The sequence below is a fragment of the Scleromatobacter humisilvae genome (assembly GCF_023231945.1).
GTDB lineage: Bacteria > Pseudomonadota > Gammaproteobacteria > Burkholderiales > Burkholderiaceae_C > Scleromatobacter > Scleromatobacter humisilvae.
In genome coordinates, this window is sequence record NZ_JAJLJH010000001.1 from 1698519 (window position 1) to 1721277 (window position 22759).

General features: G+C 64.9%; 22 protein-coding genes. 13 read left to right on the forward strand and 9 right to left on the reverse strand.

Annotation, left to right across the window (positions count from 1 at the left end):
- Positions 1-7 precede the first annotated feature (7 nt).
- The 5 genes from LPC04_RS08020 to LPC04_RS08040 are packed head-to-tail and all read left to right on the forward strand — an operon-like array spanning position 8 to position 5056.
- Positions 8-2419 carry an efflux RND transporter permease subunit gene (locus LPC04_RS08020; RefSeq protein WP_275681653.1) on the forward strand — a complete coding sequence of 804 codons (2412 nt, stop codon included), beginning with the start codon at positions 8-10 and terminating at the stop codon, positions 2417-2419.
- A gap of 33 nt (positions 2420-2452) precedes the next feature.
- Positions 2453-3199, forward strand: coding sequence for an SDR family oxidoreductase (locus LPC04_RS08025; RefSeq protein WP_275681654.1), 747 nt, complete (start codon positions 2453-2455; stop codon positions 3197-3199).
- A gap of 51 nt (positions 3200-3250) precedes the next feature.
- The gene (locus LPC04_RS08030) at positions 3251-4000 is read left to right on the forward strand and encodes an SDR family oxidoreductase (RefSeq protein WP_275681655.1); all 750 of its coding nucleotides are present in this window, start codon (positions 3251-3253) and stop codon (positions 3998-4000) included.
- 4 nt (positions 4001-4004) lie between these two features.
- Positions 4005-4799 (forward strand): SDR family NAD(P)-dependent oxidoreductase, encoded by a 795-nt coding sequence (locus tag LPC04_RS08035; RefSeq protein ID WP_275681656.1) that lies wholly within the window; start codon positions 4005-4007, stop codon positions 4797-4799.
- Positions 4800-4816: 17 nt separating this feature from the next.
- Positions 4817-5056 (forward strand): hypothetical protein, encoded by a 240-nt coding sequence (locus LPC04_RS08040; protein ID WP_275681657.1) that lies wholly within the window; start codon positions 4817-4819, stop codon positions 5054-5056.
- A 49-nt stretch (positions 5057-5105) separates the two neighbouring features.
- On the opposite strand, the gene LPC04_RS08045 is transcribed toward LPC04_RS08040, so the two are convergent.
- Positions 5106-6002 (reverse strand): acyl-CoA thioesterase, encoded by an 897-nt coding sequence (locus LPC04_RS08045; RefSeq protein ID WP_275681658.1) that lies wholly within the window; start codon positions 6000-6002, stop codon positions 5106-5108.
- A 141-nt stretch (positions 6003-6143) separates the two neighbouring features.
- Between LPC04_RS08045 and LPC04_RS08050 the strand changes: the two genes are divergently transcribed.
- Positions 6144-6941: a crotonase/enoyl-CoA hydratase family protein gene (locus tag LPC04_RS08050; RefSeq protein ID WP_275681659.1), complete on the forward strand. Its 798-nt coding sequence runs from the start codon at positions 6144-6146 to the stop codon at positions 6939-6941.
- A gap of 30 nt (positions 6942-6971) precedes the next feature.
- On the opposite strand, the gene LPC04_RS08055 is transcribed toward LPC04_RS08050, so the two are convergent.
- Positions 6972-8405, reverse strand: coding sequence for an aldehyde dehydrogenase (locus tag LPC04_RS08055; RefSeq protein WP_275681660.1), 1434 nt, complete (start codon positions 8403-8405; stop codon positions 6972-6974).
- A gap of 99 nt (positions 8406-8504) precedes the next feature.
- On the opposite strand from LPC04_RS08055, the gene LPC04_RS08060 reads away from it, so the two are divergent.
- The gene (locus LPC04_RS08060) at positions 8505-9053 is read left to right on the forward strand and encodes a TetR family transcriptional regulator (protein WP_275681661.1); all 549 of its coding nucleotides are present in this window, start codon (positions 8505-8507) and stop codon (positions 9051-9053) included.
- Positions 9054-9095: 42 nt separating this feature from the next.
- On the opposite strand, the gene LPC04_RS08065 is transcribed toward LPC04_RS08060, so the two are convergent.
- From LPC04_RS08065 to LPC04_RS08075, 3 genes are all read right to left on the reverse strand, one after another.
- Positions 9096-10367: a cytochrome P450 gene (locus LPC04_RS08065; RefSeq protein WP_275681662.1), complete on the reverse strand. Its 1272-nt coding sequence runs from the start codon at positions 10365-10367 to the stop codon at positions 9096-9098.
- A gap of 104 nt (positions 10368-10471) precedes the next feature.
- Positions 10472-11779 (reverse strand): cytochrome P450, encoded by a 1308-nt coding sequence (locus tag LPC04_RS08070; RefSeq protein ID WP_275681663.1) that lies wholly within the window; start codon positions 11777-11779, stop codon positions 10472-10474.
- A 21-nt stretch (positions 11780-11800) separates the two neighbouring features.
- Complete coding sequence (locus LPC04_RS08075) at positions 11801-13312, reverse strand: aldehyde dehydrogenase (RefSeq protein WP_420854702.1); 1512 nt, start codon at positions 13310-13312, stop codon at positions 11801-11803.
- Positions 13313-13718: 406 nt separating this feature from the next.
- Between LPC04_RS08075 and LPC04_RS08080 the strand changes: the two genes are divergently transcribed.
- The 6 genes from LPC04_RS08080 (at position 13719) to LPC04_RS08105 (ending at position 18220) form a co-directional block, all read left to right on the forward strand.
- On the forward strand, positions 13719-14186 hold the full coding sequence (locus LPC04_RS08080) for a Zn-ribbon domain-containing OB-fold protein (RefSeq protein ID WP_275681664.1): 468 nt from the start codon (positions 13719-13721) through the stop codon (positions 14184-14186).
- Between the two features lie 103 nt (positions 14187-14289).
- Positions 14290-15555 (forward strand): NAD(P)/FAD-dependent oxidoreductase, encoded by a 1266-nt coding sequence (locus tag LPC04_RS08085; protein ID WP_275681665.1) that lies wholly within the window; start codon positions 14290-14292, stop codon positions 15553-15555.
- Between the two features lie 27 nt (positions 15556-15582).
- Positions 15583-15903: a 2Fe-2S iron-sulfur cluster-binding protein gene (locus tag LPC04_RS08090; protein ID WP_275681666.1), complete on the forward strand. Its 321-nt coding sequence runs from the start codon at positions 15583-15585 to the stop codon at positions 15901-15903.
- Between the two features lie 13 nt (positions 15904-15916).
- Entirely contained in the window at positions 15917-16162 is a 246-nt protein-coding gene (locus LPC04_RS08095; RefSeq protein ID WP_275681667.1) for a ferredoxin, read from the forward strand.
- A 45-nt stretch (positions 16163-16207) separates the two neighbouring features.
- Positions 16208-16936: a TetR/AcrR family transcriptional regulator gene (locus LPC04_RS08100; protein ID WP_275681668.1), complete on the forward strand. Its 729-nt coding sequence runs from the start codon at positions 16208-16210 to the stop codon at positions 16934-16936.
- A 90-nt stretch (positions 16937-17026) separates the two neighbouring features.
- Positions 17027-18220, forward strand: coding sequence for a thiolase family protein (locus tag LPC04_RS08105; RefSeq protein ID WP_275681669.1), 1194 nt, complete (start codon positions 17027-17029; stop codon positions 18218-18220).
- A 58-nt stretch (positions 18221-18278) separates the two neighbouring features.
- Here LPC04_RS08105 and LPC04_RS08110 read toward each other — a convergent pair whose 3' ends face one another.
- The 4 genes from LPC04_RS08110 to LPC04_RS08125 are packed head-to-tail and all read right to left on the reverse strand — an operon-like array spanning position 18279 to position 22734.
- Positions 18279-19562, reverse strand: coding sequence for a hotdog family protein (locus LPC04_RS08110; protein WP_275681670.1), 1284 nt, complete (start codon positions 19560-19562; stop codon positions 18279-18281).
- A gap of 20 nt (positions 19563-19582) precedes the next feature.
- Positions 19583-20467, reverse strand: coding sequence for an enoyl-CoA hydratase-related protein (locus tag LPC04_RS08115; protein WP_275681671.1), 885 nt, complete (start codon positions 20465-20467; stop codon positions 19583-19585).
- A complete protein-coding gene (locus LPC04_RS08120; RefSeq protein WP_275681672.1) occupies positions 20418-21935 on the reverse strand; it encodes an MFS transporter in 1518 nt (505 codons plus the stop codon). Before LPC04_RS08120 ends, LPC04_RS08115 begins: the two co-directional genes overlap by 50 nt.
- A 19-nt stretch (positions 21936-21954) precedes the next feature.
- Positions 21955-22734, reverse strand: coding sequence for an enoyl-CoA hydratase/isomerase family protein (locus LPC04_RS08125; protein WP_275681673.1), 780 nt, complete (start codon positions 22732-22734; stop codon positions 21955-21957).
- Between the last annotated feature and the right edge of the window lie 25 nt (positions 22735-22759).

The following is a 22759-nucleotide window of genomic DNA, read 5'->3' on the forward strand; positions in this document are numbered from 1 at the left end:
CGATGCGATGGAAGTCGTCTCCGATTCGGCCACGTTCAATCATCGCTCCGGCAACGGCCTGGAGCGCCTGATCTTCAATCATCGCGCGACCATCGTCGTCCTCTGCGCGCTGATCACGGCCATTCTTGGCTGGGAGATGTCGCGACTGACGGTCAACGCCAATTTCGAAGACACGCTTCCCCGCTCACACCCGTTCGTCCAGAACTACCTGGCCAACAAGGCGGCCCTCGGCGGATTCGGAAGCTCCGTGAGAGTCGCCGTCGAGAACACGCAAGGGGATATCTACGATCCGCGCTATCTCAAGGCACTGCAGGAGATCAACGACACGGTCTTCCTGATCCCGGGAGTCGATCGCACTTTCATGCGATCCCTGTGGACGCCGTCCGTGCGATGGACGCAGATCACCGAAGAGGGTTACCGAGGCGGCCCCGTAATGCCCCCGAACTACGACGGATCGCCCGCGACGGTGGAACGCTTGAAACGCAACGTCGAGACCGCCGGCATCGTCGGCAGCCTCGTGGCCAACGATCAACGCTCCAGCCTGGTCTTCGTTCCACTGGTGGACACCGATCCGGCAACCGGCAAGCCCCTCGACTACGCCGCGTTCTCACATGCCTTGGAAGAGAAGATCCGCTCGCACCAGTCCGGCAACGTGAGGATTCATATCATCGGCTTCGCCAAGCTGGTCGGCGATCTCATCGACAGCGTCATCCAGGTGATGGCGTACTTCGCGATCGCGGGCTGCGTCGCTGCGCTCGCGATCTACGCGTACACGCGCTGCCTTCGAAGCGCGACGCTGGTGCTGACCTGTTCCGTCATCGCGGCAATCTGGCAACTGGGGATCGTCCATCTGCTGGGCTCCGTGCTCAACCCCTATTCGATCCTGGTGCCGTTCCTGGTTTTCGCGATCGGAGTCTCGCACGGCGCGCAGAAGATGAACGGCATCCTGCAGGACGTCGGCCGTGGCACGCATCGCTACGTCGCCGCACGCTATACGTTCCGCCGACTCTTCCTCGCCGGCCTCACGGCCCTCCTGGCCGATGCCGTGGGATTCGGCGTGCTGATGACGATCGACATCCCAGCCATTCGCGAGTTGGCGATGACCGCCAGCATCGGCGTGGCCGTGCTCATCTTCACAAACCTCGTGCTGCTGCCAGTGCTGTTGTCGTATCTTGGCGTGAACCAGAAGGCCGCGCTGCGTAGTCTGCAATCCGAGCGGTCCGATACGACGCGAACTTCGGTGCTCTCGCACATGTGGAACACGCTCGATCGCTTCACGGAGCGCCGCTGGGCCCTCGTCACGATCCTGGCCTTCCTGCTGCTGGCCACCGGCGCGTTCGAGGTGAGTCGAGGACTGCAGACCGGCGACCTTGATGCCGGCGCCCCCGAGCTACGCGCGAATTCGCGCTACAACCGGGACAACGCCTTCATCACGAGCCACTATGGATTGTCGAGCGACGTCTTTGCCATGATCATCAAGACGCCCGTCGACGGCATCAGCAGCTTCGAGACGCTCACCGAACTCGATCGGCTGGAGCAGCGCCTACGCAGCCTGAGTGAAGTGCAAGCGACTTCTTCTGCGGCCCGCCTGGCGCGCTTCGCGACCGCTGGCAACAACGAGGGCAATCCGAAGTGGCTCACGCTCAATCGCGATCCATCCGTGACCGCGCAGGCAACCTTCGACCTGAAGACCAATGATCCGGAGTACATGAATGGTGACGGCACGACGGGCGCCGTCGTGGCCTACCTGACGGACCACAAGGCGACGACATTGGCGGACGTGGTCGATGTAGCCAGTCAATTCGCACAGGTGCACTCCACGAAGGACAGGCAGATCATGCTGGCAGCGGGGTCCGCGGGCATGGAGGCCGCGACGAACAGCTCGGTGGCCGCTTCGAACAACCGCATGCTGTTGATGGTCTATTCCGCGGTCATCGTGCTCTGCCTCGTGACGTTCCGTTCGTGGCGTGCCGTGGTGGTCGCCGTCGTTCCGTTGGCGATCACCTCGATCTGCTGCGAGGCGTTGATGGTCATGCTGGGGATCGGGGTCAAGGTTGCGACGCTGCCGGTCGTCGCGCTCGGTGTGGGAATCGGCGTGGACTATGCGCTGTATCTCCTCAGCGTCCAGTTGAGCCTGCAGCGCTCGGGCCTGCCGTTGCGCCAAGCGTATCGGCGCGCCATCGCGTTCACCGGCAAGGTCGTCGGGCTGGTTGGCATCACACTGGCCGCGGGCGTCATCACCTGGGCGTTCTCACCCATCAAGTTCCAGGCTGACATGGGCATCCTGCTGACCTTCATGTTCCTCTGGAACATGTTGGGCGCGCTCGTGTTGATCCCCGCCCTGTCCCACTTCCTTCTGCAGACCGAGTCGTTGATCGGACGAGCCGTTCCAGCATCGCCGGAGCCTGCCCATGCCTGAGCTCTCGACAACGCTGAATACCGGAGACCCGTCGTGACCGGCCGCCTGCAAGGCAAGGTGGTCGTTGTGACCGGCGCTTCGCGCGGGCTCGGCTACCGCGTGTGCGAGTCCTTCCGGGACGAAGGAGCGCAGGTAGGGCTTCTGGCACGGGAGAGCAACGAGCTCACTGCCGCGGTGGCGGCACTCGGACCGTCGGCGTTCGCGCTACCAGCAGACGTTTCGGATCCCTCGGCCGTCCGGCGTGCGTTTGCCGCGGTCGAGTCGCGCGGCAAAGGGCTGCACGTGCTCGTCAACAATGCAGCCGTGGGCTGCCCACAGCCGATTGCCGAGGCCGACGACGCGCTGCTTCAACGCGAAATCGGCGTGAACCTGCTGGGGCCGATCTACTGCATGCGCGAAGCGGCGCGCCTCATGCGGCATACCGGCGGCGACATCGTCAACGTCAGTTCGGAGTCGGTGCGCGCGCCCTACCCGTTCTTGGCCGTCTACGCAGCGACGAAGAGTGCGCTGGAGACGCTGTCGGAAGGGCTCCGGGCCGAACTGAGGTCGGTTGGAATCCGCGTGAGCGTCCTGCGCTCGGGTCGTCTCGCGGAGAGCGGATTCAACCGCGATTGGTCGCCCCAAGTGCGGCAACGACACCGTGAACAGGCCCAGATCCAGGGATTTTACGCAGCATCAGGCGAACCGATATCGCCTCGCGTCGCCGCGGACATGATCGTCGAGCTGGTGTGTATGCCCCGCGCTGCACACGGCAGCCTGATCGAACTGCGGCCAGCGTAGAGACAACAGGTTTCAGAGTCACCCAATTTGCATTGACTGGAGATCGATCCCATGCGTTTCCCGAACAAAGTCGCCATCGTCACTGGAGCAGGTCAAGGGATCGGAGAGGCCTATGCCAAGGCGCTCGCCACGGAAGGCGCAGCCGTGTGCGTCGCGGACATCAATGTCGGCGCGGGCAGCCGCGTCGCTGCGGACATCAACGCCTCCGGCGGCAAGGCACGGTTCATCAAGGTCGACGTCGCCTCGCCGGAATCCGCCGAGAGTCTTGCACGCGAGGTCGTGGACACGTTCGGCGGAATCGACTTCTTGCTGAACAACGCCGCGATCTTCGCCGGCATGCGCCGCGAGAGCCTGCTCAACGTCGAGTACGCCTATTACCAGCGCTTCATGGAAGTCAACATGAATGGCGCGCTGATCGTGACACGGGCGGTCTACAAGAGCATGGTGGCGCGCGGCGGCGGTGCGATCGTGAACCAGTCATCGACGGCTGCGTACCAGGCGGGCAACTACTACAGCATCGCCAAGACTGGCCTCAACGCGCTGACGATCGGCCTTGCCAAGGAGCTGGGACCCATGAACATTCGCGTCAACGGCATCGCACCCGGGCCCACTGACACCATGGCCACGCAGACCAGCGTCCCGGCCGAGCGCCTCCAGGGGCTGCTCGCCGCCTTGCCGTTGAAGCGCATCGGGCAACCGCAGGACATCGTCAACACGTGCTTGTTCCTGCTGTCCGACGAGGCGAGCTGGGTCACCGGTCAGACCTGGTGCGTCGACGGCGGACAAGTCCTCAAGATCTGACGCCGTGGATCTGCACCTGCGCGATCGCGTCATGCTCGTCATCGGGGCGAGCGATGGGATCGGCGCAGCCACCGCGAAATTGCTGGCGAGGGAAGGGGCGCGCGTAGCGCTCGCGGCGCGTCGCGGCGATGCGCTCGATCGGGTAGTGGACGAGATGCGGCTTCAAAATGCGCCTGATCCGCTGCCGTTGATCCTGGACGCCGCATCGGAGGGGGCAGCTGACCTGGCCGTCGACAGGACGGTCGAGCGGTTTGGCGCCTTGCACGGTCTCGTGGTGATCGCGAGCCCGATGGGGCCGCGCATGCCTCTGCACGAATCAAGCAACGCGGACTGGCGGCACTATATCGACAACGGCCTGATGATCGCCGTCCAGGCTTGCCGAGCGGCACTCGCGCCCATGCGCAGGCAGCGCGACGGCGCGATCGTCACGACAGCGGCATATTCGATGCGCGCACAGAAGGGCTCGTTGGCAGCCTACACCGCAGCCAAGGCGGCCGTCGCCAGCCTGACCAAGAACATTGCAAAGACCTATGGCGCCGATGGCATCCGTGCCAATTGCATTGCCCCGGGCGTCGTTGAAAAGGATGCCGCTTCGAGCGTGGAGCTTGCCGCGCGCTACGGCGTTCCGCCCGAGCGCGCGCGGTACGAATTCGTCCACCGGGAGTTCGGCATGAACGTGGCGTTGGAGCGTGCCGGAAGGCACGAGGAGTTCGCCGACATGATCGTCTTCCTCCTGTCACGGAGGGCGTCCTACGTGACCGGCTCGACGATCAACATCGACGGCGGTACCGACTTCTGAGTATTGAGGAGCATCACATGCAGCAGGAGAGATGTCCTTTCGATTTCAACTTCGATCCGCTGACGTTCAAGGTCGGCGACACCGTGAGCTATCGGGTGCCCGAGGAGTTCGGCGACATGCCCTTCGTGGGTACCCTTCTCGCGGTGGAGCCAGACTCGGTACTCATCACGAACAACGATCCCAGCGATCCCGGCCGCAGGATGCGTGGCACGCGGGAGAGCCGGCCGGTCGTCTCGTCGCGCGAAGCCCTGGGCTGACGGACCATCGACCGCGCTGCACGTCGTCGATGCGTGCGTGACGCGCAAGCTATCGACGCGGAACGCCGCGACGGATCAGCGCTTCCTGTGCGGCCGAGGCGACCAGGCGGCCGTTGCGGTCGTAGAACCGGCCCTGGAGCAAGGCGTGTCCATCGCCCGCCCATGGGCTCTCGGATTCGAACAGCAACCATTCCCGTGGATCGCAAGGCCGGTGGAACCAGATCGCATGGTTGAGGCTGGCCACGAACATCCGTTCCGCCGGGAGTTCCTGGACGTGCGGTATCAGCGCGGCGTTGACGAACAGGTAGTCCGACAGGAACGCCAGTGCGGCGGCATTCGTCGCGGCGTCGGCAGCTGACTCCAGCACGCCGCGTATCCAGAATTGCGCTCGCGCCGGACCCGGCGCCATGAGCAGATGCGTCTCTGGATCGACGGGGCGCAATTCGACTTGTGCATAGGACGCAAGCCTGCCTCGTCCATGCGCACCCACCTCGCTGCCGTAGCGAACATCCAGTTCCGTCAACGATTGCAGCGACTCCGGCGGGGGCGGCATCGCGCTCCACGGTCGTTCATGAACCAACCCCTCGGCTGCCCCGCGAAAGGACGCGACAGCGAAGACGAGCGCCGTTCCAGATTGCGATCCCGAGACGCGGCGCGTCGAGAGGCTGCCTCCGTCGCGCGAGCGCTCGACCTGGTAGCTGACGCTCATGTCAGGCGCACCGGGCCCCTGGAAATTTACGTTCAGCGAGTGCACGAATCGCGCGTCGATTGTCCGCTGGGCCGCCACCAATGCTTGTGCGATGAGCTGTCCGCCAAACAGGCTGCCGTTGCGATTGCGCTGGTTCACTGTTGATTCAAAGCGGTCTTCGTCGCTGCGAACCACGGTCAACAGGCGCGCGAGCGGGGCCGAGTCGTCCTGGATCCTGGTGGATCCGCTGACCTCCATCGCTTCGTCGCTCCTCGTTCCTTCGCGTGTCAATTGAGAAGCCCTCTCTTGCCGCCAGAGTTCCAGGCGCCAACTATAACTGATAGAGTGTCAGTTAAACGTTTATCGATGCACGGCTCGCATCACTCACCGAGGAATTCCATGTCGCTACTCCAGCTCGAACGTCACGGCTCCATCGCCCTCCTCACGCTCAATCGACCGCAGGCGATGAACGCGCTCGGCGCGCCAGGAGACGGCGAAGCCATTCGGAGCGTGTGCGAGGAGGTAGGCCGCGACGCCAGTCTTCGCTGCGCCGTGCTGACGGGATCAGGCCGTGCGTTCTCCGCCGGTGGTGATATCAAGGCGATGCAGGCCCGCGAGGGCGTCTTCGGAGGGGCGGGCACGGTGATCCGCGAAAACTACCGACGCGAGATCCACATGCTGAGCCGTGCGCTCTATGAACTCGAGATTCCGCTGATCGCCGCCGTCAACGGGCCCGCGATCGGGCTGGGTTGCGATGTGGCATGCCTCGCCGACATGCGAATTGCCTCGACCGAGGCTCGCTTCGGAGTGACCTTCCTGAAGGTCGGACTGATCCCGGGCGATGGCGGCGCCTGGCTGCTGCAGAAGGTGATCGGCTTCAGTCGCACCGCGGAATTGCTGTACACCGGGGACGTCATCGATGCGCAGACCGCGGCGGACTGGGGCCTGGTCAGCCGCGTCGTCCCGGCCGACGAATTGCTCGCCGAAGCCATGAAACTCGCCGGCCGCGTCGCAGCGCAACCGCCTCACGCGCTGAGGCTGACGAAGAGCGTCATGCGACAAGGTCGCACTGCTGCGTACGACGGTGTGATGGAACTCTCGGCAGCGGCACAGGGGCTGTGCCACCTCACTGCGGATCACATCGAGGGCGTGACGGCCGTGCTCGAGAAGCGTGCGCCGGCCTTCCGAGGATGCTAGTGCATCCCCGAGGTCGCGGCGCCCCTGCGATCACAGGAAGATCGACTTGTGTTCCAGGTACACGGACAGGCCTTCAGCGCCGAACTCGCGGCCGATGCCGCTCTGCTTGTAGCCCCCGAACGGTGCCCGGAAGTCGGGCCACTGTCCGTTCACCGCGATGCCGCCAGTCTTGAGCTGCCGCGCAACCTGGATGGCCGCCGTCGGATCGCTACTCCACACTCCACCGGCCAGCCCGTACGGCGAGTCGTTGGCAATCGCGATCGCTTGCTCGACCGTGTCGTAGGGAATGACGCAGACGACCGGACCGAAGATTTCTTCCTGGGCGATGCGCATCCTGTTGTCGACGTTCGAGAACAGGGTGGGTCGCACGAAAGAGCCCTGGTTCATGCCCGCCGGCATGCCCAGTCCGCCGGCGGCCAACGTCGCGCCGGCGGAGATGCCGCTGTCGATGTAACCCCAGACACGCTCCTGCTGCCGCTTGGCCACCAGCGGGCCCTGGAAGGTCGCCGGATCGCTCGGGTCGCCGACCTTGATCGCGTTGACCACCTCGGCGAGCGCCGCCACGAAGCGATCGTGCTGGCCAGACTGCACCAGCACGCGGGTGTGGGCGATGCAGGCCTGCCCGTTGTTGAAGTACGAGGTGAACTGGGTTCCGGCGGCTGCCGCCGCGAGATCGGCGTCCGGCATGATGATCGAGGCTGACTTGCCGCCGAGCTCCAGGCTCACTCGCTTCAGGCTCTCCCCCGCCAGACTCGCGATACGCTTGCCGGCTGCGGTGGAACCGGTGAAGGCGATCTTGTCGACGCCCGGATGCTTGACGAGGTATTCGCTGGTCTCGCGCTCCGCGGTCACGATGCTCAGCACTCCTTCCGGGAGTCCCGCCTCGTTGAACATCTCTCCGAGCAGGTGGCCGTCGAGACCAGTTTCGGGTGCGAGCTTGAGGATGACCGTGCATCCAGCCAGCAAGGCCGGAAAGAGCTTCACGAGCGCCGACTGGTGCGGTGCGTTCCAGGGAATGATCGCGGCGACCACGCCGAGCGGCTCACGGCGCCACACGGTCTCGCCCTTGTAGAACGCCGGCCGGCGCTCTTCCCAGGCGAACGTCGCGGCGGCTTCCAGGTAGGCCTGGTTCTGCGGGGCGACGCCCTGCTGAAGGCCGATGGCCTGGCTGATAGGTGTGCCATTCTCGCGGCTGACAAGCGCTGCGATCTCGTTCGCGCGCGCTGCATGCAGCTCCGCGAACTTCTTGAGGATCAGTTGCCGCTCCTGAGGCGCCATGTGGGGCCAAGGCCCGTTGTCAAACGCCTTGCGGGCGGCGGCGACGGCCAGATCGATATCGGCCGGCACCGCGGCGGGCACGGTACCAACCAGGGCACCGTCGAATGGTGAACGCACTTCGAAGCGTTCGGCGCCCAGCGGCGCGACACGGCGACCGCCGATGAAATGATGGGTGACATTGCTCATGATGATCTCCTTTAGCAACCAACCGGTTGGTTTACTAATTGTGATTCCCTGAGGTACACTTGTCAACCAACCAGTTGGTTTTATTTTTCGAGTTCAAAGATGAGAGACGCAGAAGCTACCCGTCGTCGACTGCTCGAGGCAGGCGCTGCCGAGTTCGCCCAGTACGGGATCGCAGGAGCGCGGGTCGACCGCATTGCAGACGCAGCTGGCTGCAACAAGCAGTCGATCTATGCACACTTCGGCAGCAAGGACGGGCTGTTCGACGCCGTGTTCGATGCGATGGTGACGCAGGTCGTCTCGAACGTCCCCTTCGATCCCAGCGATCTGCCGACGTACGCGTCTCAGACCTTTGACTGGTCGCAGGCCCATCCCGAAATGCTTCGACTGACAACATGGCAGCAACTCGAGCGAGGCGGCATCAGCGAGATGGTGGGTTTCGCGGCGGAAGTCAACACAGAGAAGACAGAAAGGCTTCGTCGCGCTCAGGAGGCCGGCAAAGTCACGCGGGCGATACCGGCCAAGCACCTCCTCACACTCATCTACCAGCTCGCCACCGTTCAGCTCGATCGCACGCGGATGAACCCTGGTGAAGCCGCATCGATCAGGAGCGCACTGGTCGAGGCGGTTCGTCGGCTGGTGGCGCCCTGAAGGCCGGCGGTATTCGCTCCTGTTTTGTCTCGGTACTACGCCTCAGCCAAAGGTCGCAGGACAACTTCCGCGATCGGCCCAGGCAAGCGGCAGCGTCGACAACACGAGCGCCTCAGAGTTGACGGCGCGAATCTCACTGCCCGCGGGAATCCAGAATTCAGGCAGCCGCTTGAGCCACTCCTCCAGCGTGACGCGCATCTGCAGACGTGCGATGTTCGAGCCGATGCAGCGGTGCGGCCCGGCACCGAAGGCCACGTGGAGGTTGGGGTTGCGGGTGATGTCGACCTCCAGAGGCCGGTCTACGGATTGCGGGTCGAGGTTGGCCAGCACCAGGGAACAAAATACATGATCGCCCGCTTTCAGGGCAACGCCGCCGATCTCCACGTCCTTCTTCACGAAGCGGTTGGTAGTGATCTGCGAATGGCGGCGCAGGCTATCCTCGATTGCATCGGGGATGAGTGTGGGGTCCGAAGCCAGCTTTCGGCGAACCTCCGAGTGTTCCGCCAGATACCGGAACATGAAGCCGGTGGCACCCGCGATCGTGTCCAGCCCGGCCAGCAGGAAGAAGAAGAACATCCCCAACATCTCCTTCTCTGTGAGTGGGCGGCCGTCGATCGTAGCGTCCAGCGCGATGCTGACCAGGTCGTGCCCTCGCTGCCTGCGCCGCTTCTCGACGAGGTCCTTCTCGATTGCCATGATCCCGCGGACACCGGCGCGTCGTTTCTCCACATCGTAGCCACTGTGCAAGACCAGCTTGACCTGGTCGATGACCCCCAGCGTTTCGTCGACGGTCAACCCGAGAAGCTGACTGAAGATGCCCGCAGGCAGCTTGCGAGCGAGCAGGACGAAGTCCACCGAGCCCGCCCCGGCCGAAGACTCGATCACCTCGATAACGTGGGCGCGGATGTTGGCTTCATACGCCTTGATCCGCGCGGGCGAGAACAAAGGATTCAGCAGCGCCCGGTACTTGCCGTGGTCCGGCGGATCGGCTTCCGCCGGAAGCGCAAGCCAGGTGTCTCCGGTACCGGAGAGTTGGTCGAATCCGGCGACCCCATGATTCGAGAAGTGCTCGGTATCCTGCATGATGGCCCGGATATCGTGCCCCCGTTTGAACACCCAGCTTCCCCAATCGGGAAAGCGTAAGCTGCGCGGCATGTAGAAGATCGGCGGCGCAGCCGATAGATCGCGAATGATTGCGGCCTGCGGATCGTCGCCCACGTCGATGGCAAAGATGTCGAGGTCGCGCACCAGGTCAGGCGGCACATGCGGGGGGATCGCCGGCCGTGCGTGGGCGGGAGTCGCAGAAGAAGTCATCGCGTCAGTCTCCGGATGAAATAGTTCGAAGCAACAAACGACTCCACGGCACGGGCTGGGCTCAGACGCATCGAGGTCGCCCGGCCCGAACTACCGGAGGGCGCTCAGTTCGCCACTTCCACAGTCTCTCTGGGCACCATCGCCACGACGAGCCTCTTCAGCCCCATGAAGATCGGCGCCTGGATGTACTCGATGTCGCGCTCCGCGTCCACGATGGACATCTTGTCGACCAGCGTGGCGAACATCCTGAAGGAGGTCGACAGCTCTATGCGCGCCAGCGTCGCTCCCTGGCACTTGTGGGGTCCATGGCCGAACGTGAGGTGCTGGTGCGAGTTGGGCCGCGACAGGTCGAGTTCCTCGGCATTGACGAACAGGTCGTCGTCAGTGTTCCCCGCGCCCCAGCGCAGCATGACCCGGGACCCTTTGGGAATCGGCGTCCCGCCAAGTTCCGTGTCCCGGGTGGCCGTGCGGAAGAGCCCTTGCGCCGGCGCGAACAGGCGCAGGACTTCCTCCGCAAAAGCCTCGGAGGCGTCGCGATCCGCACGGAGGCGCGTCATCAGGTCGCTTCGGCGAGCCAGCGTCAGCAGGCCCATGGTCAGCGTGTTCGTCGTGGTCTCCGCGCCCGCGACGATGAACTGCTCGATCATCGCGAGGACCTCGACCATCGGCAACAACGAGCCGTCGTCCTTGCGGGCCAGCGCGATGCAGGTCACCAGGTCGTCGTGAGGATTCGATTGCGCCCGGCAGTTCTCGACCCGCTCTGCGAAATAGCGGTGGTACTCGACGTACATGTTCGCGCACTCGACCTGCCGATCCTCGGAACCGCGCCCGATGAGCTGATCCTGGTACGCCCCGGCCCACTTTCGCACCTTCGGGGCCATGTCGCCAGGCAGCCCCATCATCTCCGTGATCAGAGCGAACGGAAGCGCCACCGCAAACTCCTCCACGAGGTCGCCCCCCTTCTTCGTCAGCAACCTGTCGAGAAACTCGGTCACCAGTCGTTCGATCGCGGGCCGCGCGGCGCGCATGCGCGGAATCGACAGCGCGCTGTTCATGATCTTGCGGTACTGCGTGTGCACCGGCGGATCGAGGATGATGGTCAGCGGCTCGGTCGCGTAAGTCGTATCACGAACGGCCGCCGCTGCCGGACAGAGAGGACGCTCGCGTGGGAAGTCCAGGCTTCCGACACTCGAGAAGCGTTCGGTATCCTCCGCCGCCTCACGGATCAGGGCCGCTTTCGAGACGATGAACATCTGCATCGTGTCGTCCCAGTGCACCGGATCTGTGGTCCTCAACCAACGATAGAACTCGTTGGGTTCGCGCTGCACGGCCGGATCGAACAGGCTCGATACGCTGCCCGCGAACGGACACTTCCCTCCGGCTGCGCCCTGCGCTTGGGTGTTGGCTTCCATGGCATGTCTCCTTGTGGCGGCTCAATGCCGCATGACGAACGGCTGATTGGTATCCGGCTTTCCGCAGAGCCAGACCGTCTTGGTCTGTACCCATTCCTTGATGGCTTCGACGCCGCCCTCCCGACCCAGGCCGCTGTGCTTGTAGCCTCCGAACGGCGTCGAACAGCCGCCCGTGCGGTAGGTGTTGATCCAGACCGTCCCGGCTTGCAGGCGCTCGGAAGCGCGCAGCGCGCGGGCCATGTCGGACGTCCACACGCCGGCGGCCAATCCGAAAGGCGTGTCGTTGGCGATCTGGAAGGCTTCTTCTTCGCTGTCGAACGGGATGATGGCCAGCACCGGCCCGAAGACCTCTTCGCGCGCGATCCTCATCCGGTTGTCGACGCCGGTGAAGATCGTCGGCAAGACAAAGCGTCCGCCGCTGGTTCCGGAGCCGGCATACGGTCCTCCGCCGAGCACACACCGCGCACCCTCCTCCTTCGCAATGGCGATGTATTCCAGTACCTTCGCATACTGGGGCGGCGTCGCGATCGGGCCGACGTGGGTTTCCGGCAGCATCGGGTCGCCGATGCGCGCCTGGCCGGCCAAGTCCACCAGTTGCCCGACGAAGCCATCATGGATCGAGCGCTGGAGCAAAAGCCTGGAACCCGCGATGCAGGTCTGTCCGCTCGCAGCGAAGATGCCGGCGATCGCGCCGACGACGGCCGCGTCGATCTGGGCATCCTCGAACACGATGTTGGGGGACTTTCCTCCGAGCTCCAGCGCGACATGCTTGAAGTCGGCCGCCGCGCCCTGGTTGATGCGGCGTCCGCCCTCTTCCGAACCGGTGAAGGCGACCTTGGCGACGTCGGGATGCGCGACCAGTGCCGCGCCGGCTTCGCTTCCGAATCCGGTCACGACGTTCACCACTCCGTGCGGGAAGCCCGCCTGCGCGAACAACTCGGCAAACTCCAGGGTCGAGGCCGATGTGAACTCCGACGGCTTGATGACCACTGTATTGCCGGCCGCCAGCGCCGTCGGCAGCTTGTGGGCGAGCAGGAGCAGCGGTGAATTCCAGGGCGTGATCAACGCCACGACGCCCAAGGGCTCGAGCCGGGTGAACGTCAGCATGTCAGGGCGACCAGTCGGAATGACGGCCCCTTCCAGCTTGTCGGCGAGGCCCGCGTAATAGCGGAACCAGTCGGCGGCCGACCGCATCTGCGGCAGCATCTCCGCATAGAGCTTGCCGTTGTCGCGAACTTCGGAAGCCGCCAGCGCCGGTGCGTGCGTGTCGATGAGCTCCGCCATCTTCAGCATTAGCTTGCCGCGTTCGCTCGGCTTCAGGCCATTCCAGGTTGACAGGGCCTCGCGAGCCGCCGCCACGGCCTCGTCGACGTCGGCGGCCGTACCGCGCGCCACGCGCGCCCAGACCTCACCGGTGCAAGGGTTGTCGCAGTCGAAGTACTGACCTCCATTGGCCGGCCGACGGCGCCCGGCGATGTAGAGGTCGTAGGTCTTGCGTCCGGCATCCGCCACGAGGGTCGTCTCCTTGTTCAACGCGGCGACGTATGCAGACGGTACCTGCATGGACATGCCGAAAGGGCCGTTTCGAACGTGGAGCGACTCGAGCAGCAACACGTCAATCGAGCATCGCCGTTGCCGCGCTCCTGGCTTGATCTCAATATAACTCACTAGCTGTCAGTTTTTCAAGCAGCTCCAAAACCCTAGGCTTCATCAGTGATTCTCATAGCTGCAAAGACTCCTGAAAAACCCTTATCCAACGAAAATCTTCTTATATTTCTAACTGATCCTCTTTCAGTTTTTATGGCTTTGATGTAGCCTGACGACAAGCACTACCCAGACGCGACCACCCAATGAATTGCCATCTCTCGACCAGGAACCAGGCGTCGCGCGAAGCATCGCGGGCTCGGTCCAGCGACGGTCCCGATGCAAGGAGTGCGCCGTGAAGTCGCAAGGAGCCGCCTCACCTTGCTCGAGCGCGGACGCGTTCCCGCGCAACCACCTTCCAGCACTGACGCCTGAGAACACCTTCTTCTGGCAAAGCGGCAAGGAAGGCCGTCTTGCATTCATGCGCTGTCCCGCATGCAGCTTCTATGTACACCCACCCCTGCCGATCTGCCCTCGGTGCCAGTCACGCGACGTGACACCACAGATCGTCAGCGGAGATGCCACGGTCGTCAGCGTCACGATCAACCGACAAGCCTGGGAAAAGGGTCTCGAGCGCCCCTACGTGATCGCCATCGTCGAACTCGCGGAGCAATCCGGCCTGCGGCTCACGACCAACGTGATCAATTGCCCGATCGAGGCGGTGCACATTGGAATGAAGGTGCGCGTTCTCTTCGACCAGCGCGAGGACGTCTGGCTCCCCTTGTTCGAGCCCGCGCCACCTCGCTTCGGTACCTCCGCATGATTGCCGAGATCGCCAGTGTGGGAGTCAACGACAACTCGATGAGGCTTGCGTGCGGACAATCGTCGTCGCGCATTTCTCGCGACAGCGCTGAGGTGAAGCCAGCATGACATCCCCAGACCAGCAGCAGCTCATCCTGATCGTGGGGGCCGGCCAGGCCGGCGCAGAGCTCGCGTTCGCCTTGAGACAAACCGGATCGACCGCGCGGATCGTGATCGTCGGCGACGAGCCGTTCGCACCGTACCAGCGGCCACCCTTGTCCAAGTCGTACCTGGCAGGCAAGGTCGACCTCGCCGCGTTGTACGTCAAGCCGAAGGAGGCCTACGACACTGCCAACATCGAGCTTCGTACCGCAGTCAGGGCCGAACACGTGGATCGCAGTGCCAAGGTCGTCAGGCTCTCGGACGGTTCGACAATGCTCTACGACAAGCTGGTGTTCGCCACGGGAGGCCGCCCGAGGCCGCTGCAGGCGAAGGGTGTCCAGGACGCCCCAAGGCTAGGCAACCTGCACTATCTGCGCACGGTCGGCGATGTCGATAGGATCCACAGGCAGTTCCAGCCCGGCTTCCGCATGGTGCTGATCGGCGGAGGCTACGTGGGCCTGGAAGTCGCTGCGGCTGCGCGTGAGCACGGCATGCATGTCACGGTGCTCGAGGCCATGCCGCGCGTGTTGGCGCGCGTGACTGTCCCGGAGATCTCGGCCTTTTACGAGCGCGTGCACCGCGAGGCCGGCGTCGAAATCCGCACGAGCGCTGTCGTGTCGTCCATCGTGACCGACGAATCGGGCGATGCGGTGACCGCAATTGTTTGCAGCGATGGTTCGACGACGCCGGCTGACGTGGTAGTCGTGGGCATCGGCCTGCTGCCCAACACCGAGTTGGCCGAACGATCGGGACTCGAAGTCAAGGACGGCATCGTCGTCGACGAGTTGACACGCACCGCCGATCCGGATGTCCTGGCGATCGGCGATTGCACGCGACACCCGAACGTCATGTACGGGCGCCACGTGCGGCTGGAGTCGGTGCCCAACGCACTCGAGCAGGCGCGCACCGCTGCAGCTACCCTGTGCGGGCAGCACCGCCCGCACCATGCGGTGCCCTGGTTCTGGTCGGATCAATTCGATCTCAAGCTTCAGATGGTGGGCCTCGCCGACGGCCACGACCGCCTTGTCCTTCGGGGCTCGACGTCGACCCGATCGTTCTCGGCCTTCTACATGAAGGAAGGTCGCGTGATCGCCGCGGATGCAGTCAATCGCCCTCAGGACTTCATGATCGCCAAGCGCCTGGTTGCCCAGCAGTCCATGGTGGATCCTTCGCGACTAGCCGATGAATCCCAGCCGCTGAAGACGCTTGCGAGCGCGCCGCCGGTCTGACACCGCACTTCTTTGCCCCCTCTTCCCATGCCAAAAATCACCTTCATCGAACACAACGGCAAGCAGCACGACGTCCACGAACAGGTCGGGCGCAGTCTCATGCAGGCCGCGGTCGACCATCTCGTTCCGGGGATCGTGGCGGACTGTGGCGGCAGCTGCAGCTGTGCCACGTGCCACGGGTACGTCGACACCGCCTGGGTCGATCGTGTCCCACCCGCAGACCTGGGCGAACAGTCGATGCTCGAATGCGTCATCGATGGCGCCGTCAACAGTCGCCTGACCTGCCAGATCAAGATCACGCCGGCGATGGATGGACTGATTGTTCGGCTTCCCAAGACGCAATTCTGAGGAGCACACATCCATGAAAGTCCTTGCCGACAAGGGAAAGTGCTGCGGTCATGCGCGCTGCAACGCGGTCGCGCCCGACATCTTCACGCTGGACGACAACGGCTACATCGCCGTCGCTGAGATCATCGTTCCGGCCGAGATGGAGGGGCAGGCTCGCCGCGGGGTGCGCGCGTGCCCAGAGCGAGTACTCGCGCTTGACGACGATGGCATGGCGGCCACTCACGGGCAAGCCTCTGCGCCGTCGCCCGGGAATCGATGAACACAGGCGCAGTCCAGCGAGCCCCTTGTTGTTCCTACCCATCCCATGAAGCATCAAGATCCATCGCCCGCCCGCCCGCGTGAGAACCTGTATGGCCAGAAGATGGGCCGCAAAGGCGCCGAGACCCGCGCACGACTGATGAAGGCTACGACGAACCTTCTCGAGAAGCGGTCTATCCGGGACCTCAGCGTCTCGGAGATCGCAGCCGTGGCCGGGACATCGTCCTCCGCGTTCTATGTCTACTTCGACGACGTCAACGAGATCGCCCTGGCCATCGCGGAGTCCGTCCAGCAGATCACGCCCGAGATCGAGGCCTTGCTCACCCAGCACTGGTCGCACTCCGACGCGAAGGCCAAGGCAACTGCGCTGATCAAGGCCTACGCGGCGTTCTGGCATGAGCATCACGCCATCCTGCGCGTGCGCAACCTGGCAGCGGACGAGGGCGAGAAGCGATTCGAGGATGTTCGACACGCTTCCGTTTCGCGCATTCACGAACTGCTGTGCAAGCGCATCGCCGCCGCCGACAACGGCCTCGACCCCGCCTCTGGCGCTTCGGCGGTGCTCGTCGTCGTGGAACGTGTGGCGACGATCGCGCGCCTGCCTCTACGCACCCGCCGATCGTCGCGCGCTCAGTTGATCCAGTCGGCCGCGTTCATGGTGGCCCATTCACTGACGCCGCCCGAGGGCGCGCCAGTCGCCGTCGAGGTGCCCCCGCCAGCCCAGCCGAGGCGCATCAAGAGCGACGGGGCGGCCAGCGCATCGTCGACGTCATGAGGGCGAGCCCGGATTCACCCCTGTGTCGAAACGGCGGCTTCGAGAACCAAGCCATAGACAAGCAGACCCCAGCCATTCAAGGCCAAGTGCATGCAGATTCTTGAAAGACAGGCAGCGATCACCGGCATCGGCATGTCCGGCCCATCGCGACGAGCGGATCGCTCGCCCTTGCAGCTGACGCTCGATGCCACCCTGGAGGCCCTGGCCGACGCCGGCTTGAAGCGCGAGGACATCGACGGCCTGAGCTCGTGGCCCGGCATGTCGACGACACCCGGCATGGCCCCGGTGCCGCTGCGGGAGATCAAGGAATCGCTCGGGCTCAAGCTGAACTGGTCGGCTGCCGCAGCGGAGGCGCCCGGGCAACTCGGCGCCATCCTGAACGCCGCAATGGCTGTGGCATCGGGACAGGCACGTCATGTTCTGTGCTTTCGCAGCCTCAGCCAGTACACCGAGCAGGTCAAGAGCCGGGGCAAGGCACCGTCCGACGGAGCTCTCGGCAAGGCAGCGCGCGTCGACGGCCTGATGAGCTGGATTCGTCCCTTCAATGGCCTGTCCGCAGCGCACCCCATCGCCCTGGTTGCCGCACGCCACATGCACGAGTACGGCACGACGCGCGAGCAAATGGGTGCCATCGCGCTCAACGGCCGCCGTAACGCAATGCTCAACCCGCGGGCGCTCTACCGTGAGCCGCTCACGATGGCCGACTACCTGTCGGCGCGCATGGTAAGCGACCCGCTTTGCCTGTACGACTGCGACGCTCCCATCGACGGCGCAACCGCGATCATCGTGTCTCACATCGACGCCGCCAGGGACCTGCGCAAGCCTCCGCTCCGCATCGAGGCCATGAGCGGCGCACTGCACGGCCGCAGCAGTTGGGATCAATTCGACGACCTGACAAGCATGGCCGCCCGGGACGCGGGTCGACATCTCTGGGAACGCACGGACCTGAAACCCACTGACGTCGACGTGGCGAACCTGTATGACGGCTTCAGCGTGCTGACGATGATCTGGCTGGAGGCACTCGGCTTCTGCAAGAAGGGCGAGAGCGGCGCGTTCGTCGAAGGCGGCCGCAGGATTGCGCTGGAGGGCGAACTACCGCTCAACACCGGTGGTGGCCAGCTCTCGGCGGGTCGGCTGCATGGGTTTGGCCTGCTCTGGGAGTCGTGCACTCAGCTCTGGGGCGAAGGTGGCGACCGGCAAGTTGCCGGCGCGCCGCGTGTCGCGCTGACCGCCGCGGGCGGCGGCCCACTTGCGGGCTGCCTGCTTCTCACGCGCGACACCTGAAGCGCCGGCGATCGACGCCGATCGCTGGCGGCGCCCTGCACCGCCAGCGTGTCGTTGTTCAGCGCCCAGCGCGCGCGCGGGCCAGGTCCGCCGCGGCCTGCATCATGCGGGCACCGCGCCGCGCATCCGCCTGCGGCGCCTGCGGCAGGACAACGGGGCCGTGCTCGCGGCTGGGCAGCATGACGACGGCTGTGCCAGGCACCGTGATGTCGCCGCGCTGGTTGGTGCCAGCCAGGCGCAGCTCCACGACCGGCCGGCCTTCCTCGAGACGCTTGTCGACCACCTCGCCTGAACAGATCGTCGCATCGCCCATGAAGTTGAAGGCACGGGACTGGCAGCCGAGCCTCCACAACCAAGCGTCGTCACCCATCCAGTTCGTCACGAGGTGCACCAGCCAGCTGGTGCGCATCTGCCCGTAGTCGTAGGAGGTCGGCAGGCCGAGTTCCTGGGCTCGATCGTGATCCCAGTGCACGCGCTGGACGACGTCCGGCACGCCGAAGCGGTCGGGCGTGAAGAACGCGGGCATGCGCTGGCGCTGGCGCCAGTTGTAGCGCAAGGGCCCGATGCCGCTGCTCGACAGCCCTAACCCCATGTGCATGGAGATGACGTCGACCATTGTCAGCGGACCCTTCGCGACAGGCGTGAGGAGGTCGCCGATCGAAACGTCCTCCCACCAGCGCGGTTCGGACGCGCGGCGCTGCTCTGCGGCGTACACCTCGTCGATGCGAGCGATGTCATCGGGCGTGTAGGTCTGCCGCCGGATGTCCGCGTAGCGTCCAGTCTTCTTGCTGCCTTCGCGCTCGGCACTCAAGTACGCCTCCTCGCGGCGTCCCACCGGAAGGCCCGCCCGGTCGACCCACAGGTCACTGTAGATCTCGGTCACCGAAACGCCGCCGCTGAACGAGGATTTCTCGTTGACCTTCACTTCGGAGGTGAAGCGCTCGACGAACAGCTCCAGATCCGGATAGATGGGCTGCCACCACGTCCATTCGACACCCGTGTAGTACTTGCCCACGCCGCGGAACAGGCCCTTGAACAGCGCCTTGCTGTCGGCGTCGGGCTTGGGCGTGAGATTGGTCCCCGTCGCATGCAGGAACTGCGGAAAGGCGATCTGGTCGCGCCAGCGCGTCTTCGCGCCATAAGCGCGGTCGTGCCAGAGCGGATTGTCGTCGCCGCACGCCCACGCGAAATGAGCCAGCGCGTCCGTTCCGGTGCGAGCGTTGTAGGGCTTGTTGTACGCGAACTTGGGCACGCCAATTTGCTGGCGGGCCCGCGCGATGTCCTCCGGCGTGATGCGGCCTTCGGTGCTTTCTGCTTCGATACTCGTCTCTTCCGCTGTCATGTCGTCTCCAGTCCTTGTCTTCATGAACCCGTGAAGTTCGGCGGCCGCTTCTCCCGGAACGCGAGGGCCGCCTCCTTGATGTCCTGCGTCCTGCCACAGCGCGCCATGCCGAACGCCTCCGCGCCGATGACCGTGTCCAGCGATTCGTCGCTCGCCAAGTTCACGTGGCGCTTCATGTATCGCAACGCGACCGCTGGGCCTCGCGCCAGTCGATGCGCCAGTTCCATCGTCACGGACTGCAGCGCCTCCGGCGACTCGAGACGATTCAGCAGACCCAGTTGCAGCGCCTGCCCAGGCTGGATCCTGTCGCCGAAGAACAGCAACTCCTTCGCGCGGGACGGACCGACCAGCCGGGTGAGGAACCAGCTGATGCCGAGGTCGCCCGACAGCGCGACGCTCGAGTACGCGGTCTTCAAGACGGCCTCCGTCGACCCGATGCGGATGTCGCAGGCCAGCGCGAGCGCCATCCCGGCGCCCGCCGCCGGACCGTTGACCATCGCGATGGTCGGCTTGGGCATGCCGTGCAGCAGCTTGACGGTCTCCCCGTGGTGCATGAGCTCGTCGGCACGCTGTTCGAGCGTCGGACGCGGCTCGTCAGCGCTGCGCCGGCCACTGTTCATGTCACCGCCGGCGCAGAAGCCGCGTCCGGCGCCTGTGAGCACGACCGCGCCGACGCCCGGATCGTGTGCGGCCTGTTCGATGACCGCCCGCAGTTGCTCATGCAGTTCGGTCGTCAAGGCGTTGAGTCGTTCGGGCCGCGCCATCGTCACGAGCGCGACGCGTTCATTGACGCTGTAGCCCACCAGGGGAGTCGTGGTCTCTTCGGGTGTCATCGAATCTCTTTCATGGATGCAGTCAGGCAGTGCCACGCATGTGCTCGCCAACTTGCGGATGCAGTCGGGCATACGCTGGGATCGTCAACAGCGCGCCCGCGGCCAGCGCGAGGAATGCCGGCGCGAAGCTCGATGTCGTGAGTACGCCATCCGCCGGCCGGGCCCAGGCCAGGGCGAGCCCGGCGATGCTGATGCCCATGCTCAAGCCCAGTTGCTGGATGACGGTGGAGAGCGTCGACGCGCGGCTCACTTCCTCGGGCGCCACTTCCGCGAAGGTCATGGGAGAGGCGGCAACGAAGTGGGCTGCGCGCGCGAAGCCGAGGACGGCCAGCGCAATGACGATCCAGACCGTCGCGGTGTCGGCTCGGAAGAACACCGGCGTCACGCTCAGGGCCGACGCGCCGATTCCGGTGGCGATCAAGGTCGGCCTGAACCCGAACTGGCGCACGAACCGGGTGGCCGCGAAGCGGGCGACGATCGAGCCGGCCATCATGGCCACCAGCATCGAGCCGGACCGCAAGGCCGACCAGCCGAACGCGATCTGCATCAGCATCGGCATCAGCAAGGGCGTGGCGCCGAAGCCAAGCCGCAAGGCCGTCGTGCCGACCATGCAGGCCAGATACGTTGGCTTGGCGAACAGCCGAAGTTCAAGCATCGGTCGCTGGGTGCGTCGGGCGTGACGGACGAACAGCGCCGCGCTGACGGCTGCGATGATGGCCACTGCGATCGACACCTTCCAGGACACGGACTGCGAGGTGACCAGTTCCGCCAAGCTGACGAAGGACGTGATCGCTACCGCGGCGATCGCGAAGCCGGACACGTCGAAGGGCCCGGGGTGAGGATGCCGCAGCCGTGGCACGAGTCGCATCACGGCCCACATGCCGATCAGGCCCACCGGCAGGTTGATGAAGAAGATCCAGCGCCAGCTCGCGACGGACAGCAGCAGGCCGGCGAGCGGCGGCCCCATCAACGGGCCGATGATGGCCGGAATCGTGAATCCGTTCAGTGCCTGGATGAGTCGCTCACGCGGCGTCGTGGCAACGACGATCAGCCGGGCGACCGGTGTCATCATCGCGCCGCCCATCCCCTGGATCACGCGCCCGACGACGATCATCGTCACGGACTGGGAGAGTCCGCAGATGATCGAACCCAGCAGGTAGACGCGGACCGCATTCATGAACACGCGGCGCGGTCCCCAGCGATCCGCGAGCCAGCCGCTCGTCGGGACGAGCACTGCCATCGTCAGCATATAGGCGGTCAGCGCGAACTTCAGATTGAGCGGATCCGTGCCGAACTCACGCGCCAGCGTCGGCAGTGCGGTGCCGAGCGCGGAGGTATCGAGCAGGTCCATGAACAGCGCGCTCGCCAGCGCGACGGGCAACCAGCGCGAGACGTCTGCCCTGGCCCCTTCCACATGGGTGGAACTGGCGGTCTTCTCCAACTGCATTTCCGCGGCGCCGGGCAGATTGGAGTCGCCGCCAACGAGCGACCGGTCTGCGGGAGACGCCTCCCGGGCGGGACGATGACGACGTGGATTCACGATGAGCTCGCCGTTGGCTTCAGCGGAGCACCCACTCGCCGCCCTTGACCGTCGCAGGCTTGACGTCCGTGGCGATCGGCTTGCCGATCTGGATGTACTTCAGCGCGTTGCTGACAGCTTGCGCGTGCGGCAAGCTCTGAGCCTCCCAGATCGCGCGGATCGATCCCTGCACGGCGACGGGGTGGCGCGCTGCGACCATTGCAGCGAGTTCCGCCGCCCGCGCCCACAGGCGCTCCAGCGTCGTCACCTCGGTCACCAGGCTGATGCGCAACGCCGTCTGCGCGCCGATGCGCTCGCTGTCGGCCAGCAACACCATGCGCGTGATTTCCTGCATCGGAATGCGTCCCATCGCGCCGATGGGCTCCACCGCGGAGATCTTGCCGAACTTCAGGTGCGGGTCGAAAAAGGTCGCGTCCTCCGAGCAGAGGACGATGTCCGCCTCGTTGAGCCAATAGAAGGCCCCGCCCGCCGCCATGCCGTGCACTGCGACGATCAACGGCTTCCAGACCTTGTTGCTCTTGGGCCCGAGCCACTCACCGGGGTCGTCCTGGTCGAACGGCCGCTGCTCCTCGCCTTCGGCGCGCCAGCCTTCCTTGACGTCGACGCCCGAGCAGAAGGCTCGCCCCGGCGCCGCGCGCAGCACGCAGACCCGGACACGGTCATCCGAGCGCAACTCGTTCCAGAGTCGGCGGAACTCGATCACCATCGTCCGATTGAAGCAGTTCAGGCGCTCGGGCCGATTGAGCGTGATGGTCGCGACGCCATCGGCGATCTCGACGAGCAGAGTTTCGTAAGCCAAGATCGTCATCTCCTCTCGGATGTGC

Bases quoted from the DNA above. Each gene is read 5' to 3' on its own strand.
- LPC04_RS08020 (WP_275681653.1), top strand. From the start codon at position 8: ATGGAAGTCGTCTCCGATTCGGCCACGTTCAATCATCGCTCCGGCAAC.
- LPC04_RS08030 (WP_275681655.1), top strand. From the start codon at position 3,251: ATGCGTTTCCCGAACAAAGTCGCCATCGTCACTGGAGCAGGTCAAGGG.
- LPC04_RS08040 (WP_275681657.1), top strand. From the start codon at position 4,817: ATGCAGCAGGAGAGATGTCCTTTCGATTTCAACTTCGATCCGCTGACG.
- LPC04_RS08045 (WP_275681658.1), bottom strand. From the start codon at position 6,002: ATGGAGGTCAGCGGATCCACCAGGATCCAGGACGACTCGGCCCCGCTC.
- LPC04_RS08050 (WP_275681659.1), top strand. From the start codon at position 6,144: ATGTCGCTACTCCAGCTCGAACGTCACGGCTCCATCGCCCTCCTCACG.
- LPC04_RS08055 (WP_275681660.1), bottom strand. From the start codon at position 8,405: ATGAGCAATGTCACCCATCATTTCATCGGCGGTCGCCGTGTCGCGCCG.
- LPC04_RS08060 (WP_275681661.1), top strand. From the start codon at position 8,505: ATGAGAGACGCAGAAGCTACCCGTCGTCGACTGCTCGAGGCAGGCGCT.
- LPC04_RS08065 (WP_275681662.1), bottom strand. From the start codon at position 10,367: ATGACTTCTTCTGCGACTCCCGCCCACGCACGGCCGGCGATCCCCCCG.
- LPC04_RS08070 (WP_275681663.1), bottom strand. From the start codon at position 11,779: ATGGAAGCCAACACCCAAGCGCAGGGCGCAGCCGGAGGGAAGTGTCCG.
- LPC04_RS08085 (WP_275681665.1), top strand. From the start codon at position 14,290: ATGACATCCCCAGACCAGCAGCAGCTCATCCTGATCGTGGGGGCCGGC.
- LPC04_RS08090 (WP_275681666.1), top strand. From the start codon at position 15,583: ATGCCAAAAATCACCTTCATCGAACACAACGGCAAGCAGCACGACGTC.
- LPC04_RS08095 (WP_275681667.1), top strand. From the start codon at position 15,917: ATGAAAGTCCTTGCCGACAAGGGAAAGTGCTGCGGTCATGCGCGCTGC.
- LPC04_RS08100 (WP_275681668.1), top strand. From the start codon at position 16,208: ATGAAGCATCAAGATCCATCGCCCGCCCGCCCGCGTGAGAACCTGTAT.
- LPC04_RS08105 (WP_275681669.1), top strand. From the start codon at position 17,027: ATGCAGATTCTTGAAAGACAGGCAGCGATCACCGGCATCGGCATGTCC.
- LPC04_RS08110 (WP_275681670.1), bottom strand. From the start codon at position 19,562: ATGACAGCGGAAGAGACGAGTATCGAAGCAGAAAGCACCGAAGGCCGC.
- LPC04_RS08115 (WP_275681671.1), bottom strand. From the start codon at position 20,467: ATGCCCGACTGCATCCGCAAGTTGGCGAGCACATGCGTGGCACTGCCT.